Source organism: Vibrio sp. McD22-P3 (assembly GCF_021568915.1).
GTDB classification, from domain to species: Bacteria; Pseudomonadota; Gammaproteobacteria; order Enterobacterales; family Vibrionaceae; genus Vibrio; species Vibrio mediterranei.
This window is the reverse complement of record NZ_JAKGTN010000010.1, coordinates 206,504-224,303: the sequence shown is the minus strand read 5'-3', so window position 1 is coordinate 224,303 and position 17,800 is coordinate 206,504. Positions and strand designations below refer to the sequence as shown.

Annotated in this window: 12 protein-coding genes and 1 pseudogene; 6 read left to right on the top strand and 7 right to left on the bottom strand. The window is 40.7% G+C overall.

The features are described 5' to 3' along the window. The 3 genes from L2W36_RS13875 to L2W36_RS13865 all read left to right on the top strand — a co-directional run. Positions 1–787, top strand: a 787-nt coding sequence (locus tag L2W36_RS13875; protein WP_236110309.1) for an IS5 family transposase, incomplete at its 5' end; no start/stop codon positions are given. A gap of 611 nt (positions 788–1,398) precedes the next feature. Beyond that, complete coding sequence (locus L2W36_RS13870) at positions 1,399–1,935, top strand: hypothetical protein (RefSeq protein WP_236110308.1); 537 nt, start codon at positions 1,399–1,401, stop codon at positions 1,933–1,935. Between the two features lie 57 nt (positions 1,936–1,992). Further along, entirely contained in the window at positions 1,993–3,357 is a 1,365-nt protein-coding gene (locus L2W36_RS13865; protein WP_236110307.1) for a relaxase/mobilization nuclease domain-containing protein, read from the top strand. Between the two features lie 360 nt (positions 3,358–3,717). Here the strand turns inward: L2W36_RS13865 and L2W36_RS13860 are convergent, their stop codons facing one another. The 6 genes and pseudogenes from L2W36_RS13860 to L2W36_RS13830 form a co-directional block, all read right to left on the bottom strand. After that, on the bottom strand, positions 3,718–5,475 hold the full coding sequence (locus tag L2W36_RS13860) for an ATP-dependent nuclease (protein WP_236110306.1): 1,758 nt from the start codon (positions 5,473–5,475) through the stop codon (positions 3,718–3,720). Between the two features lie 175 nt (positions 5,476–5,650). Continuing rightward, a pseudogene (locus tag L2W36_RS13850) lies at positions 5,651–6,681 on the bottom strand (IS630 family transposase). Positions 6,682–6,759: 78 nt separating this feature from the next. Then, positions 6,760–7,347 carry a hypothetical protein gene (locus tag L2W36_RS13845; protein ID WP_236110305.1) on the bottom strand — a complete coding sequence of 196 codons (588 nt, stop codon included), beginning with the start codon at positions 7,345–7,347 and terminating at the stop codon, positions 6,760–6,762. Between the two features lie 413 nt (positions 7,348–7,760). Next, on the bottom strand, positions 7,761–8,495 hold the full coding sequence (locus L2W36_RS13840) for an NYN domain-containing protein (RefSeq protein WP_236110304.1): 735 nt from the start codon (positions 8,493–8,495) through the stop codon (positions 7,761–7,763). 922 nt (positions 8,496–9,417) lie between these two features. After that, positions 9,418–10,812: a DEAD/DEAH box helicase gene (locus L2W36_RS13835; RefSeq protein WP_236110303.1), complete on the bottom strand. Its 1,395-nt coding sequence runs from the start codon at positions 10,810–10,812 to the stop codon at positions 9,418–9,420. A gap of 808 nt (positions 10,813–11,620) precedes the next feature. After that, on the bottom strand, positions 11,621–12,238 hold the full coding sequence (locus L2W36_RS13830) for a hypothetical protein (RefSeq protein ID WP_236110302.1): 618 nt from the start codon (positions 12,236–12,238) through the stop codon (positions 11,621–11,623). Positions 12,239–12,914: 676 nt separating this feature from the next. Between L2W36_RS13830 and L2W36_RS13825 the strand changes: the two genes are divergently transcribed. The 3 genes from L2W36_RS13825 to L2W36_RS13815 all read left to right on the top strand — a co-directional run bounded on the left by L2W36_RS13825 (position 12,915) and on the right by L2W36_RS13815 (position 17,566). Continuing rightward, positions 12,915–13,385, top strand: coding sequence for a hypothetical protein (locus L2W36_RS13825; protein ID WP_236110301.1), 471 nt, complete (start codon positions 12,915–12,917; stop codon positions 13,383–13,385). 279 nt (positions 13,386–13,664) lie between these two features. Continuing rightward, positions 13,665–15,662 carry a DEAD/DEAH box helicase family protein gene (locus L2W36_RS13820; protein ID WP_236110300.1) on the top strand — a complete coding sequence of 666 codons (1,998 nt, stop codon included), beginning with the start codon at positions 13,665–13,667 and terminating at the stop codon, positions 15,660–15,662. Positions 15,663–15,706: 44 nt separating this feature from the next. Beyond that, positions 15,707–17,566: a DEAD/DEAH box helicase family protein gene (locus L2W36_RS13815; protein ID WP_236110299.1), complete on the top strand. Its 1,860-nt coding sequence runs from the start codon at positions 15,707–15,709 to the stop codon at positions 17,564–17,566. A 58-nt stretch (positions 17,567–17,624) separates the two neighbouring features. Here L2W36_RS13815 and L2W36_RS13810 read toward each other — a convergent pair whose 3' ends face one another. After that, complete coding sequence (locus L2W36_RS13810; protein ID WP_005376180.1) at positions 17,625–17,792, bottom strand: hypothetical protein; 168 nt, start codon at positions 17,790–17,792, stop codon at positions 17,625–17,627. Positions 17,793–17,800: the final 8 nt, after the last annotated feature.

Here is a 17,800-nt window from a genome sequence, read left to right as displayed (position 1 = left end):
TAGGCCTCGTCGATTCAGCGATCTAGCCATTACTACCGCATTGATGGTAAAACGTGTTTTCTCTATGCCATTGAGAGCGCTGCAAGGCTTTCTAGACTCTGTATTTAAGCTGGCTAACATACCGCTTGTTTGTCCACATTACACCTGTATAAGCCGTCGAGCTAAGGAAGTTGAGGTTTCATTTAAAACTAAAACCAGAGGTGCGATACAGCATCTGGCTATCGATGCTACTGGTCTCAAGGTTTATGGCGAAGGTGAATGGAAGGTCAAAAAGCATGGTACTGACGGGAAGCGTAGAGTCTGGAGAAAACTGCATTTAGCAGTCGACACAAGCACTCACGAGATAGTAGCAGCAGAGCTGAGCTTATCTAATGCCACTGATGCAGAAGTCCTTCCTAATTTGCTCAAGCAAACACGTCGACGAATCATTGAGATATCTGGAGATGGAGCTTACGACACAAGGAACTGCCATGATGCCATACGGATTAAGCGAGCTGTTCCGCTTATCCCACCAAGAGAAGGGGCAGCCTTCTGGGAACAAGGGCACCCTCGCAATTTAGCCGTGGGTTGCCAAAAACTCTACGGCTCCAACAAGAAGTGGAAAAAGCGGTATGGTTATCATAAGCGTTCACTCTCTGAAACAGCCATGTATCGTGTGAAGCAGTTGCTAGGTGGAAGGTTAAGCCTAAGAAACTACAATGCTCAGGTTGGTGAAACCTACGCCATGATTAAAGCGCTGAACAAGCTGACAGGGCTTGGTATGCCTGAAACTCAGTGTGTTGTTTAATAATCACTCAATTTCAGGCGGTTAAGTTTTCTGTCCGAATTACGCAACAAGGCCCTATTGGGAGGGAAACTTGCGTTCGTGTGAGAGAAACTTGCATTCGTGGGAGAAGAATTGGCATTTCTAGGAGCACCAAAATAAATCAAATAACTTTATCAACTACATTTTATTCATTTCTTTTAAAGAAACATTCAAATGACAAAACAAAATATATTTAATATGTATTCTTCTAGAAATTAACATCATCAAAATAATCATTGCAAAGCCACTCTGTGACATTCAAAATATAAAAAATGGGGAATATTTAGAATTTAAAAAAACGAAATTTCCCATTTCAAAATTTGAAAATTAAAGCAGGCCCGTATTTTGGAACACTAAAATAAACATCTTCATGGCCTGCATTTCGATTTTATTTTAGGCGCACCTAAATAGCCACAAAAATATCCTTACTCAAAGCCGCGATGCGTCTTCTGCGTAATGTGTTCTTAAAAAAGAATCAAAAGCAAATAGAATAATGCAATTTCCTATATAAGATCTCGCACAAGATGAGTGGGAAATATAAATCAAAAAAGAAAGATAAAAATAATAGCCGGAATACCGGCAGGAGAAATATTATGGCTACAAGATTTTCATCGATAGAGCAACCGAAAAAAGAAAATAGAGGCAGAAAGAAGCTGCCTCCCGAGGATAAAAAGACAGAAGTTGTGAGGTTCAAAACGACTCTTTCTGAATATGAAATACTTGATTATCTCAGAGAGAACACCGGCTACAACAGCATTGGCTCAATGCTATATGACATGTTTATTGAGCTATTCAACGACAAGGGCATTGTCATTAATATGCCCGGTGAATCGGCTGAAAGGACGCAACAAGACCTGAGAAAAATCGGCACAAACCTAAATCAGGCAACGGCAGCAGTCAATGAAATTGCACGATGGCAAAGAAATGAAATAAGAACCGAAAAAGGATTGGAAAAACTACAAAAAGATTTGAAATTACTGAAAGCCGTCGTCAAAAAACTGCATGAAGAGACAAAAACCGGATTGCACAGGGAAAGCTTCAACAAAGAAACATTTGCGAAAATCAAAGTAATGAAGAAAGCAGATGAAATCCCAGAGATTTCAAAGAGGCTAAAAGAAAAGCTTATCTAATAAGTCCTACCCCGCCAACCGGCGGGACAATAATAAGAACAAGATGAGGCAATTATTATGGAACACCAAGATCATGGCGTGAGAAAAGAATATAAAAATACAATTGATTACAATGCGAGAGCATCAGCTGGAAATGACCTGACCGAACAGAATAAAGTCGCATTCCTTCCCGGCACTTCATTTGCATCTGACCCTTTCACAAGGGATAAGGATGACAATGTTATTGATGTAAACACTGACGAGCTTGTCGCTGAATTTAGAAATCAAGACCTCAAGAGAAAAGGCAAGAAAGGTGGCGGCAAATACATGAACCACTTCAGTTTAACATTGGATCACGAAGACTCGCTAACTCCTGAGCAATTCAACATTGTGATCAATGACTTCATGCAAGAAATGGGATGGCACAATAGCTTATATTTCGGACTCCTTCACTCTGACAAACAACACCTACATGCGCACGTTCACCATCATTTAGTGCAGGACAATGGAAAGACACTCGATATCTTTCGACACTACGAGAAAGCCGTGAGCGCTGCTGCAAAGGTCTCCAAAATGCATGGCTTGAAGGTCGCTCCAAACCCTTATGAGGAGTTGCTTGGCACTAACACAAGCCTTGGCAAAAAAGCAAAAGTGCTCAAGAAGTCAAAAAGTGAGAAAAGTAGAAAGATCGGTGAAAGCATGGCTGAGCTGGATATGCAGCGCATTAACCTTCGACGACGCATCAATCGAGTACACAAAACCAACCCTTTCACGATGAAGTTGTTTGTCGAGAGACTCGAGAAGGAAGGCGTGCAAGTCAAAGCGAGAGAAAACCAATTGGGCGTCATATCCGGCATCAGTTACTCATTGAATGGCGAGAACTGGCACGCGGGTTCAAAGATATCAGCAAAGCACGCATCGTGGGGCTCTCTATTGAAGTCAAAGGAATTGGGCGGCAAAGGTATTGATTATGACCCAATTCGCGACAATGTTGCGCTGGGAGCCACCATTGTTGCGAGATTTGGAATAGAGCTGAACGACGCTCAGTTAACCATTGTTGTTCGTAAGAAGAAGCCGTTTGTACTAAAGATGAATAACGATGGAAATGCATTTATTGATCTTGGAGTTTTCCTCGGCGATGGCCAGGCAAAAATGAGTGTCATCAACATGGTTGCATGGGCAAAAGCAATTATGGAGCTGCTCGACCTTCTCTTTGGCAAAGCATCGCAGTTGAGTCATGAGGACCTCTGCTTCTCGACCATTATTCACTCTCCTCCTCAAGAACTCATATTCGAAGCTAGAGAAGGTGGAGGCACTCTTCATGAGATGAGAGATGACTTGATTGGAGCGCTCGGCGACATTATAGATGGTGGCGAAGGTGGCGGATTCATTAGCACTCCTGTTAATGTTAATGACATCGAACTTTCGAAGATTGGATTTTAGTTTTGCTGCATGTTCAATTCAGAGCATAGCCGACGTTGAGAGTTAACTTGTATTTGAGATGAGGTTAGACTTTTAGATATCCGCAAAAAAATGTCACCATTTTTTGTTTGTATGTTTGTGACCAATCGCTACGCGATTGAAGCTGTGCCACTAAAGATAAGGACCGCCATATCAGTCAAAAACACCGGATAAAATTAAAACATAACCAATTTACATGCAAATGCGGGGCGTACCATTCATTCACTCTTATCGTGGTGAACAACGCTTCATACGACTTCAGGTCGCACGGACATAAACGATTTAGATTTAAAGATCTAAATCGTTTAGCTAGAATAAATATCTTGAAATCTTAAATGCTTGTTAGCTCACACACCACGCGACAAAGTCACTGATATGCTCATGATCAGCAACTACATCTTCTAGCGGGTTATCTATGAGTTTTTGCTTAAACTTATACCACTCTCCAGTTTCTTTTGCGTCCAGAGAAAGGTGAGGTTCAATCGCTCCTAACGACCATACCCATATTGAGTTTTCTTTGAAATATTCACGAATAACACCAATCGGTTCTTTCGATTTTTCTTGGCCAGCTAAAAGTTCATAAATATCCGAAGCTTTAAAGTTATTGCCCTTAGTTGGATTTCGTCCATTTAGTACGAAACCATGCTCCGGCTGTAATTCTTGAATTATGTCTAAGCAAGCTTCTAAGGCTGGGTGCTCCTTATCAATAAGTTTCTTTGTTTTAGCTACAGTAAAAGCGAAGTCTAAATCAGCTAAAGCCTTAGCGGGTATATTCATTTCACTCAAAATTGAAAGCATACCTGGTATATTAGGTGAACCAGTAGCAATCACTAGCGCCAACTTCGATTCACCAAGTGTCTTACCTGTAGCAGACTGAAATAAGGTTGGAAGTACATGCTTTTCTGTATCACCCTCAGCAACTAACACCATATCAGAAAACAGTATCTGTCCAAGGTTATAGGTATCGAACAACAGTCTTGCTTGAGACTCATTGTCATCGAGTACTTTTTCGATTGCTTCTTTTAAGCGACTTTCTACTTTTGTTCCCTCTTCGTTTTTCCGCACTATGTTAGTAATTGGGATATCAGCTTGGTCTATCATAAAAGGAGAATGGGTTGAAAAGACGACTTGATAGCCTTTTTTCGCAAGTACTTTCAGCGATCCACGAATCTGCTCGATAGCTTGAGGGTGAAGAAACAGCTCAGGCTCATCGATCAACAACAGATTAGTTTTTCCCTCTTTTGTCACGTCTTTTGTGATTTCAGAAAGGTGCCTAATCAACGTCATTTGTATCGCACGTTGGGCACCATGCCCCATATCCGAAAAATCCGTACTCCTTTTGTTACCTGTTTCAGTAACTTTGATACTACCTTGTTTAAATAAGTCACTGATATTAGGAGTCGGGATATCTAAATTAAGTGTTAAGCCGGGGAAAAAATCACCAATTTTTCCATTGATAGAATCATCGAACTTTGAAAATTCTTGAAGCCTCTCCTCCCCACTGAGATTAAGTTTCTTGCCGATAGCGGACAACGCCGTATTGATCTCTTCGCCTTTCGTTTTGATAATTTCTTTTTGCAAGTTTGAAATTAGCTTTCCTATCGTGTTCCCTGCTTTAAATTTTGAAACATCTTCTGCTGAATCTTCCATTGAATTGATAAATGTTGGCTCAGGGAACAATGTTGTAACTGCTTGAGGCAATCCATTTGGATTACTCCAGTCATCGTTAGGTTTTTCAGGAGATCGAATACCAAGTACTACAGCATTTTTTGCTGTACCAGGTTTTTCTTGAAAAAAGCGAATATCCAATGAACCACCAACGATGTATGGCTCTAAGCTTGCTTTCTGAGCTGCGGAAAGGTGATTTAGCGCTTTGTCTGTCAAACCAACTAGACGAGCAATAATCTCTATTGGTTTTTTAGAATCATTGAAGCTTGATTCTGTTTGTCCCTTTCCGCGAACAAGCATATCCAAGCATTTTAGAATGTTAGATTTACCCGCATTGTTGTAGCCCACAAGCGGAGTAAACGTTTCTAATTTAATCTTTGTTTTCTTACATGAACGAAAATTATTAATTTCGATTTCCGATATTCTATGCATTTTATTATTTCTCCTTTGTGAGCCAACGCAAAATTAAGGTGTGAGTCACGCAATACCGATGCTACCGCATACCGCTTTAAATACTAAAACCAACGCATAGTAAAATGCTAGACGTGACGAATCACCCTTAATTTTTTGTAAGTTTACAGATAATGCTCCACTAACCTATACCGAATCAACTTGAAGATGCAGGCTTGAGAGTCTGAAAATTATCATTAATTCGAGATGCCAAAGAGCCTGCGATCTCTGGAAGAGTCACAGCAAAAAATTGCTCTATTGCCGACTTGAAGTCCTGCTTTCTTTTGAAGTAAACGTTGTTCCTCGACTTCTCATTCATGACTTTCCATAGCCGCTCTATTGGGTTGAGGTTTGGACTGTAAGGTGGAAGATAATGCAGTTCAATATTCAAGACAAACGCCGCATCTTTGACTAAGTCACTTCGGTGATACCCCGCACCATCTAAGATGATATGAAGCTTATGGGTTAACGGATAACTCTCTCTTAACTTACAGAAAAACGAACAATCGATTCACTGTTAATGCTCTCATAGTCATGAACAATCGTTGCTCCGATATCCGACAGGTTCAGTGCGCCAATTATGTTCAATCGGCTACGATTCCCCGTTGTTTCAATCACTTTATCCTGACCAGTTCGTATCCAACCATGAGATATTTTTGTTGATAGTGTTGGGTGAACTGCGTCGATAAAGACTATCGATTCATCCTCGCCACAGCTTGCCTTTAGCGCCTCATAAGCTTCTATGAATGCTTGCTGTTTTGCTTCATCAAACTTGTGTGGTACGCCTTTCGGTTGCTTGTAGCTAAAACCATTGTGGTGAAGCCATTTGTTCATACCAGAAACAGTATAATCAAGTCCAAATGTATCTTTAACGTAGGCGACAATTTGATGAGTATGAGCATAGGTTTTCTCAGTCAAATGCTCGATTAGGTGCATGGTTTGAGTAGCAGAAAGTTTGCTTTGGCTTCCGCCATTCTCAGGCTTAAGTTTTTCAGAAAGTACGTAGTCGCTGAGGTGACGTGCAACGGTCGATTCATGGATACGAAGAGCTTGAGCAATCATGGCCTGACTCCAACTTTCAGAAGCCAGCAAAACAGCTTTAATACGATCACGCACTCGACCATCACGAGTCGAATCGTGCATCTGTTCGAGTTGTAGTTTCTGTTGAGGGGTCAGTGTAATTTTCATGGTTCGTAGCATGATCCTGATTCTATTGAAAATCAAGCATCTTCAATGATCACTGGTATAATAACAATTTTCATATTGTCAGAATTCATCATCAATATGTTTAATCATACCACTGGGCACATCAAGGTAATGACCGCCACCGAGATCGATTTCATACTCTTCTTGGTTACCTGTAAAGTAATTCGAACTATTTAAGCTATTTGACGGGGGTATAGAAGAAAACGATTGATGATTGGTACTATCATAATAACGGCGAATATCATCTCGACATTGATAGCGGCTCATATAACCGTGCAAACTATTTTCGTAAGTTACACATGACCCATAATTTCTTTCGATAAAGTCCTCAACCAAGTAGGTCATTTGCACAGGGTTTAGCCAAAAGCACTCACTTAGATTCCCCGTGCTAAAATGAACCAGCCTATCTAGGTTTGGTTGATCGCTAAGGTAGCTTAGTAGATTTCTTTCAATTTCGTGTACATTACCGCGCATTATATTAAAGGCAGCATATATAAAATAACCAGGGTTTTGGGAAGATCGATGGCGTGTATCTAGCCTGTTAGTTGTCTTACCAACTTTTGACCATTCTCGATTATAGATATCCCCTCCAATGTATATCCAATCATTGCTTTCGGGGCTACTATAAAACTCTTCTGAACCTCTCACTCTTTATCTCCCTTATTTGGACTTTGTGTGGTTTGTAGCGGCATTGTGAATTTGGCCACCTGATTAGAGGTGTTAAGATACACCTCATAGCATTACAGGTGATGGCAAAAACCTAACAATTGTTAGACAGATAATGTCAGCCGGAACTTGTCCCTCTAAAATACCCTGCTTAACTCTTTCAATCCGTCATATATCATCGTTCAAGCCTGATGTAACCTAACGTTACACAAACAGATCTTGTACTATCAAATCCACACACTTTTTGCCGAACATATCGTAGTAAACTTAGTGCATATTTAACCATTAGCTGAAGTAGGTCAACTAATGACAACAGTATCGAGTCAAGATTGTAGAGCTAAGCAGTTTTTGGGGCAATTCCGAGCTACAGCCCCATTAGCACGATCACTTCGCTCTCACTGCTTACTGCCTTTGGTAACAAGTCTAAATTCCAGACCAGATTGCTTGGATTGACGTGTAGAGTAACGATTTGGGAACTTATCGAAAAAGTCAGACAATTTCTTTAGACCGTAATTACGCGGGTCAAAATCGGGCTTCAATCGTTTGAGGTACTGCCCTACTTCACCTAGTTTCGCCCAGCCAGATTCATCACGATAGTTTTGCCATGCGCGATGCATCAATTGCCAAATTTCTTTCTCAACACCATTTATTTGAGTGGATTGTTGAGGAGGTTGCGGGGACTCCTCCTGTGGCTTATCACCGTTTAGGTTTTCGATAGCAACAAAGTCATCACAAGCGTTTTTAAACGAAGCGGGGGTCATTGCCTTGCCTACCCCTATCACATACATTTCGGACTCTCTCAGCCTCGTTGCAAGGCTAGTGAAATCACTGTCGCTTGAGATAAGCGCAAAAGCATCAAATCGTTGGCTATAAAGAAGGTCCATCGCATCAATGATCATGAGTGCATCAGTGGAGTTCTTCCCCGTAGTGTATGCAAATTGCTGCTTCGCTTGAATGGCTAGTTCATTAAGAGGCTGTTTCCAGTTTTTGAGTTGCTCAGTCGAGAAGTCGCCGTAAGCACGTTTGACGATGATTTGACCGTAGCGTGATAGCTCTTCAATGATAGAGCTCAATTTAGAGTGCGGCGTGTTCTCAGAATCAATTAGAACAGCAATTTTACGACTTCCCATGTACCATTTCCTTTTTCTAAACAAAGGAATAGTATCCGAGTCATCACTCAGATGCTACTGCATGCGTATAAGGATAAATAAAAATTGAAAGAGCTATAATCCCATGGGCTAACGTCCATGAATATGTCGACGTGTTAAAGCCGAAAGCTTTAGCTAAAGAAGAGCCTCTTTTACTTTTTGTATCCTCAGTGCAAAACAGGACCTACTTCAGAAAGTGAATTGGTGTTAGAGGTTGGGCTTTAGCCACCCGCAAAAATTTTACCTGTTTGTTTGTGTACAAATCTTTGTTTATGACCAATCGCTACGCGATTGAAGTAAGCCAGCAACGTTCAAAGTTAAAGCTCAATAACGTTATTTCAAGCGAAACCATCTTTAAACAACACCAAGATCGTTCATTTTTTACTCCTGTGAGATCTATGAACACACTTCCCTACTGTTTTAATTGGTCTCAATATATATAGGAGTGCACGATTTGAAATTTTTACAGTGATTATTTTCAGAGCATTAGACCAATTAATGTCAACATTGCCATATTTAAATCTACCTGATAGCACCAACACTTGGACGAAAGTGATCTAGCAGATGGTCCAGTTCCGCGCAGCGGGTCTATCTCAAAACCATTCAATCGATTTTTTAACCTTGCTTTGTAGGCACACTATTCGAAGTAGATCATTGGCTGTGATATCTTTTATTTCCAAACACCACGCACCATCAAAAAGGTTCAACTAAAAAGTGGAAACTAAACCGCTTCTTTGGGGAGGTCATGCAGCCAGAAAAGATGATTTGCGAAGTTAGGTGGTTTTACCGTTGATAATGGAGAATCGTTATGAGTTCTACTCAAAAGAGCCAGAACTTGAACGGTTGGATTTCTCTGTCCATCGACACCCTGTATAGTTGAAGGATTGTCTATGAATCACACATCTTAACTTACTATTCTCACACACATGGATATCTGCCTCGTTTTTCTAATCATTACTGAATCACCAATTTGGGGTTGTTTTGATACCAATAATCTATCAATAAAAATAGGCTCTTTTGTGCGGTTCACAAACAATATTTTCTGACCGTTCCTTTCGTTATGTTTAATGTTTGTAACAATATCAATATCGTATGAATCGTTTAGAATATCTAAGCCTTCAGAAGCATCTGATAGATTTAGGCGTATCGGCAGTTCCCCTCCACAAAACTTGCAAGATCTTGCGCTTACATGATTTTCACTACCGCAAGCACCACAATATCGCTCTAGCGTATTATGCTGTTTACTGTCTCTTTCTCCGCCAGAACCAGTCAATACTTGATCAAGCGGACCAAATCTTGAAACATGCTTTCCGAAGTCTATCAGAAGACAATCCTTCTTCTTCTCATGGATTCTCATCCCTCGTCCCACCGATTGAATCCACAGTGTTATTGACTGAATTGAACGTAAATAAACTAGCGCATCAATACTTGGGTTATCGTAGCCTACTGTTAATAGTCCAACATTAATCATCCACTGGCGCTTATCTTTCTGCTCAAATTGCTCACAACGCTTATCAATTTCTCTTTGGTTTAATCGAGAGTGGACAACCAACGCCTCCTCGTTGAGTGACTTTAGATATTGAGCAATGAACTCTGCGTGTTCTATGCTCTTGGCAAACACAAGCGCCTTTCGCCTTTTGTTATCGATAAGTAACTTCTTCGATGTCTGTATGTTTGCACGAGTTATTTTTTCTAACTCTTCCGACATGGTTTCCATACCACTCGCTGACAACACAGAATCTGTTCGAATGGGTCTAATCGGAGACAGGTATCCTTGATCCAGTAACTTGGATAAAGTAATACGATAAACTTCGGTCCATGCATCCTGATCTGATAACAACGTATTTCTACGAAACGGAGTAGCAGTCAATCCAATGATAGGTACATTGGGAAATGAAGTAACCAAACGGTTACGTATTTCGCTTTCTTCAGTTTCATCAAAGGACAACAAATGACACTCATCGAAAACAATATAACCGACATCTTCAACCTCATGCTTAATGAAGCTTTGAGTTGTACTAATTATTACATCAGAAGAAATGTCTCTATGACCTAACGAGCCAGCCAATAAGCCCCCAGATACTTCTTCCGCGATTTGTTGAAGCAATCGAACTCGAGGGGTCAGTATAACAATTCTCTTGTTTGTCTTTTGCAATAGTCGGTTAATTACTTCCCGGATGATTAGTGTTTTCCCAGCACCGGTCGGTGCGACAACGAGGGGGTTTCCTCGTTTCTTGCTCAAAAAGGATAACACTGACTCGACAGCCTCAGATTGATAATTTCTTAACTCATTTTTCATTAAATAGTTTCTCCACAGGTGGAAGAGGTATTAGTATGCAGCCTTGTGTGCGGTCGTCTTCATCTATCCTGGCAACCTGCGCGAGATTTGCTCTTTCAAGTTTATCAGCGTAACTCTTAATGATTATTCCCCCAGGCGCATATAGGTAAGCTCTTACTTCTGAAGTTGTGCGAGCTTGTTTGTTACAAACTGCAAATAAAGCTTGAGCAACGAGTACGCCACCTCTTGGTACGTATTGGTATAATTGATAAAGGCAGTTCCCGAATAGGCTTGATTCCTCTTTCGAATACTCCGATTGGGATAACCTGACACTTTCAAGTAGTCGCACTTGATAACATTTACGCCTGGGATTACCGTACATACCGTGTCGAACTTCTATGTACCGGAATTTAGTGAGTTCCTCTAGTTCACTTTTAATTATCACCTTCAAATTCAGGTCTCTAGCTAAAGAATTAAGCTCGACCCACTTTGCCGTTCCATACCTCGCTATCTGCATTAAGATGAGAATCACTCTAAATGATTTAGTTCTATTACCTTCCGCCAGCAATCTCATAAGTCGTTCAATTTCGAATATTTCAATCATTATTGTTAACCTTTACTCATTAATCTCTTGTTTGTATAAAGCAGCAACTGTATCTATCGAACCCATATCTATCTGTGTGCATAAAAGTAGTTTTTCCAATTCACTTTTATGCGTAGTTGAACGCTCTTCAGAAGCATGTATTGATACAACTATTACCTTTCTTTTGGGTGTAAAATGCCCGACCACTCCAGCTTCAGGAGTAATCTAAGTTTCAAAGTTGAATTGTTAATCGATTATCTTGATGTCAAAGCGATCATCTTGATGAACTTCAAGTAGCTTTGATGGAATTTGAAGGCGAAGTACCGCCCCTTCGTCGAGAATGGTTGCCCAGTTTTCGACAGAACCGGCGGAAGTTGCGTAGCCAGAGATAAGAGCCACATCGGCATGAATACGAGCCCCGGGGTCACGTCCAAACGCTCTACAAAGCTGGAGACCTGCAAACTCAATATCACTGCCGTATTCTCGAATTTCTTCCTTCGCAGTGAGTTCAATTGTCGCGGGTTGACTGTTGTAGAGCTCGTCGAGCTGTCTAACTTCACTTGCAACAAAGTTCGGAAAAGTCCAAGCAGCCAGTTCTTTGTCCCAGGTTCCACCTAGCCTTTTACAATCAGAAATCAACAAAGAATTTTTATCGGCTTTCAGTGTTACACGACGCTGTTTGGACTCGTCTTTAATCGAGACTGTTAGCTGTATATCTGTGCCTTCGAGATCTTCAACATTAAGAAATTGCTTGCCCAGTTGAAGTTGGTGAGAAGTGGTGTTTATGAAGATTTTACAGTGTTGACCACTGGTTGTTTCAGCAGAATAGTAATCAGAGTGTTTTTCTTTAATGTTCAGAAGCATAGGCGTTTAGTCCTTAGTAATCAGATTGCATAATTATTCCCCTTATTAATTCGATGGCGATTCGCTCGATTCAACGGCAATCACCGGTGTCACACATAATCAAATGATTGATGCCTCCCCCGAGACACAGAATTGAACTACGGAGTCGAGACTCATTCCAATTCATAACACTATTATAGCTATCAAAATTCAAATGTCAAGAAAAAACCTTTATTTTTCAACTGTATACCAATTTCACTCTGAAATTATTATGTAGCTAACAGAGTCATTCTCGTCTACCTGATGGACTACCGAAAATTTGTTGTAGCCTTGGCTTCGCCAAAATTTACTCCAGTTTTATGGTGCGAATAATGACGGGCTAGTTTCTCGATGAGTTTATTTGAATTGATTAAGACATCTGAACCTCCCTATCAGCAAATCACTGGCTATCTTTCCAGCGCAGCTGGGCCACGCCTATAACGTCACTTGATAGAGTCGATTAAAAAATACTTACCCAAATTTTTTTAATATTTTTAGGACAATAATTATCCTGAGAATACAGATGGTTGAATTCGAAATTCACACAAATCATTGAATTTATGCATTTATTTGTATTAGACAAGAAAATTCACTCAAGTAATATTGTTGTAATGAATAAGCAATGGAAACAATTGCAAGAACATCACTGGTGTCAATTATGAAACGTGAAGTCAACTACAGAGAACACACAACCGAAGCAGCGGCATTCGTTGCTTTTGCTAGACATCTCAAGTGCGATACACAAGCAGCAGCTCGCGTTGGTGCTGCGCAAATGATTAAACGTGTTTGCCGATTGCGGCTTATCGACCACCGAAAAATTGATAGTTCAGAATATCAAGTGTTTGCCAAGTTAATTGAGCGCGATGGCTTATATGCAGCACAACTTTACAAAGAGATAATTAGCATACGCGAAATTCCTGTTTCACTTAATCAACCGAAACAACGATTCTTGGCTCAAGCTGAGCGCATTTTTGCAGCAGTTCTCAATCATTGTGGCAAAGACCTTTTTGATGGAGAAGTGGCAGATATTGAACTGGTGCTTGCTAAGCTGCACTTTCAAATAGAACGCTTGAAAGAAGGCGAAGAGCAAGAGCCGTCACTGACTAAAAGCCCTATCACTTCTGTGTGACGCCACAAGAACTAAAATACGGTCTTAATTGTACTTATTAAGAACTACCCCGAGGCGATAGCTTTCCCACATGATCATTACCCAAAATTGTTAATGCCTGGCCTATTAGAATCGGGAATGAACGATGCTACATGCTCTTTGCCGTAGTTTAATGCCGCAACTTATAATCAAGCTTAACAATCCGTGTCATTAACTCTAATTCATAAGTAGTTTTCACAAAAGCAGGTCTAATCGGTATAATATGCAACTATTATTTTGGTGACAGTTAGGCTAGAAAAATTGACAACTAAAGCAGACAAACTTCGTCATATGGTTCATACCATACTTGAAAGTAACACTCTTCACTCGCACCAAGTCAATGCGGCTTCGAAAACATTTAATGCTCTTATTGGTGATGTGCGAGCAGTTGTAACTGCGGCAGAAATGCAAGCAGGTAAATCAGGAATAGCTCTTGCCTTATGCTGCTTACAAAGACTCAGTTTAAGTGACATCGATATCTGTGATCGCAAGCAGCTTAAAGATACACTCTACTTAGTGACCATGCCTGATACAGCACTAAAAGAACAAGCCGAAGCTGACCTAAGATTAGCGAAGAATGTAGTCGTTAGTAACTTTGTTAATTTTGAAAAAGCGTTGGAGAATGACTTTAAAGGAAACCCACCTAAGCTGATCATCATTGATGAGTGTCACTACGGTTCAAACGTATCTGCTGTCAGATACAGTAAGATCTTTGATTACCTTGAACAAGAGAACGATAGCTGTAAAGTAGTATTCATTTCTGCTACTCCTTTCGGTGCTCTGTACGGAGCGGAAACTGAATATCAAGAGGCTATTGAAATTCAACAAGAGGCCGAATACGAAGACGATCAGGCTCTTATTCTTGAGGCGCAAGAAGCCGCCCAAAGTGCACTTAAAGACTCTATTTTGAGGCGAGATTTCAACACTCGATTAGTATTTCACAAAACCAGCGATGAATACTATGGTGTCCGTGAAATGTTAAAGAGTGGCAAAGTCAAAGGACTGGATCAAGACACTAAAAACTTCCTAGTAGACTCACCTGAACGTAACGAGTTTATCCAACAATTTAAGTCTCACGAGGGTATGGGGTGGTCTTTAGTCCGAGTTCCTGCTGGTTTTGCAATGGATGCTAAAGAATTTCTGATCAGTCAAGGCGTAGATGAAAGTTCTGTTTATATTCTTGGCAACTCGCTAACTGGTGTTCCCGAGGATGAGCATTGCAGCATAGAACGCTTTAAACGTGAGTTTGATGATGCTCTCATCTTTGAGGATAAATTAATTGCAATCACTGTTGCTGGCGCAAGAGCTGGCATCAACTTTGGTGCAATGATGAAGAACAATCTAATTTCGACTTGGGATAGTACCGTTGCTAGCGTTGCAGCAGTTGTACAAGCCAACATAGGTCGTGCGTGTGGTTACCATGGCAACAATTCTTCACTGCACTTTACGAATCTCAATGCAACAGAAGCTTATGCCTCTATTTTGGATCACTTAGAAAAAACGTGCTCCGAGGAAGCTGCCTCAGACTTTGATGGACTAAAAGAATTCTTTGAAGATGTATGTCAAGAGTATCAAGTTAACGGTCTAGATGTTGGTTTAACGATCAAATATAAGCGTAGACGACCTATCGGTGACGTTGAAACCTATCGGACAGACAGTTATATCGCTGTTCCAGCTAAACTATTGGATGACGAAGCAGACTTTACCCAATACACCAGAGATAAACACCTTCTTCAAGCTATTGAGATAATTCGCAATGAGTTTACTGCCAAAGGAGCGCCAAGCGTCAAAGGCAATCGAGCAATGCGTGGCAAAAAGAAGAACTGGATAAAAGCACAATGGGTCAATGGTGACAGTTACAACAACCCTGAGAAAGCTCATGCGGACGGTACTCAGGAAGAGAAAGCAAAGCTCTACACAGCAATGCTAGACAACGATGAATACCTTGAGTTTAACCGTGTTGTCGCTCCTGGTTCAGGCGAACTGTCAGAAAACAAGCTAGTCACCGCGACCATATTCAGTGTATACAACATCTCTCGTCGCCAGGTTGATAAAAAAATTATGACCTTAGAGGATGTTTATGACATGTGTGATTATTTCGATATCGAGCGAGACGACACAATGTTTGTACTCTACAAACGTGGTGAATACGATATCGAGCGTTCCATCGCAAAGAAACAACATAATGAATTGCCTGAAAAATCTGGAGATCTAAGCGATGAATCTCATTTTTCAGACAAAACCGAATCGGTATATTAATAATCTTAGCGGGGGCTTGTTAGCTCCCACTTTTGGTACTAACCATGAATAACTCTGATAAGCACCGCAAACTTGCTGAGCATACTATTTCAAATAATACGTATCCACACCAACGCGAAGCAGCACAACAAGCATTCAACCAGTTTAAGGCAGGATCTAGAGCAGTCGTCATTGCTGCGGAAATGCAATCTGGTAAATCAGGTGTTGCACTTGCCCTATCTTGCTTGCAAAGACTTTCACTTTCAGATGAAGTGATAATCGACAGAAAATGTCTGAAAGACACGTTATATTTAGTAACCATGGCTGACCTTACGCTTCAAGAGCAGGCTAAACAAGACCTGTCTGCTAGCAAAAACGTGGTCGTCAGTAATTTTACAAATTTTGAATCCGCAATAAAGACACACTTCAAGTTTCAAGCCCCTAAGCTGATCATTATTGATGAGTGTCACTATGGTTCAAGCATTGATAGCGTGCGATACGACAAGGTTTTCAATTACCTTGAGCATGACAATCGCCACTGCAATGTTGCCTTTGTCTCTGCGACTCCGTTTAGTGCGCTCTATGCGGCTGGTGAAGACTCCATTCTCCGCCATAACTTCAACACCTCTTTGGTCTTCCATAAAACCAGTAATGAGTACCATGGCATTCGCCAAATGCACCGCAATAACCAGATCATTAAACTGGATGAAAATTCACGTGATTTTTGCGACAGCTCGCTGTTGAGAAACCGTTTTATTCGCCAAATCAAAGAACATGAAGGCTCTGGTTGGTCATTAATTCGAGTACCTAGCAGTCAGGCAAAAATTGCAAGAGATGTTTTGCTCTCTAACGGTATTGAGCCACATCAAATTCATATTATTGGTCAAAAACTAGTAGGCCTAGAAGAACATGAACTCTGCTCTATCAATGACTTTAAGCGTGAATACGAAACTGCTGCATTATTTGATGACAAACTGATAGCAATAACAGTAGCGGGATTTAGGGCTGGCGTTAACTTCGGTCAAGAGATGAAAGAGACACTGATCAACTCTTGGGATAGCACAATTGCTAATATTGCAGCGGTTGTACAAGCTAATATTGGTCGAGCTTGTGGCTATCATGAAAATACTACAGCAAAGCACTACACCAACCTCGATGCAGTCAGAGCCTATGGTGAACTACTTGATCATTTAGAGTCCAATCATAACAGCCATGAGTTTGAAGGACTTCATCAGTTATTTGACCAAATTTGTTCACGTTATGAAGTAAGAGGGTTTGACCGTGGTACGACAATAGCCCCTGTTTCTGAAAACAAGATTACGAAAAAACTTACCGATAGCAAAACCTACTCAACCAAAGGCTATATTGCTGTCCCTGGTAAACTTCGAGACCCTGATTTCGATTTCTCCATCTTTACTACTGACCCAGAACTTTTAGAAGCTATTAGCTTAATCCGTCAAGAACTAATCGGTGATGATGGGCCGTACAGAAAGAAGAACCGCGCCCTTCGTGGTGAACATCAGAATTGGATCAAAGCACAATGGGTAAATGGCGCAACATATGATGATGGAACTCAAAGTTGTGCAAAGGCAAGAGCATTAGCTTTCACCTCACAACTAAATCAAGGTGAAAAGGTTTCCTTTAACCAGGTAGTAAATCCAGGTGGTGGTGAGAAAACGGAAGATAAGCGAGTCATGGCGAGTATATTTAGTACTTATAATCTCTCTGGTCAGATGGATGCTTTCAAACGTTCTCTAGATTCGGATGATATGGAAGAGATTTGTAGCTTACTCGATGTTGAACAAGACAATACTCTTATCGTTCTGTACCAACGTGGATCATTCTTGGAATCTAATTCTGAAGATGAACAACGTCTTAGCCATGACATCCAAACCACTCGGATACGACATAACAGTGTTTTCTAGGAACAACAAAGCCGCGATATTCGCGGCTTTGTTTTAAATACACTAGTTGCAGTATTGCTTAACAGTGACAGTCGTGCTGCTTAGCTTTCGCTATCATTGTCTTCTGCTCTTCGATGGTTTCTTTCACCACCTTATCAAAAAACTTACGTTTTTCACCAGAAGAAGCGTTACGCACAAACTCAGAGAAAGGGGTTGATTTTACCTTTTCACGCTTTGTAGTAAACATCCTATCCT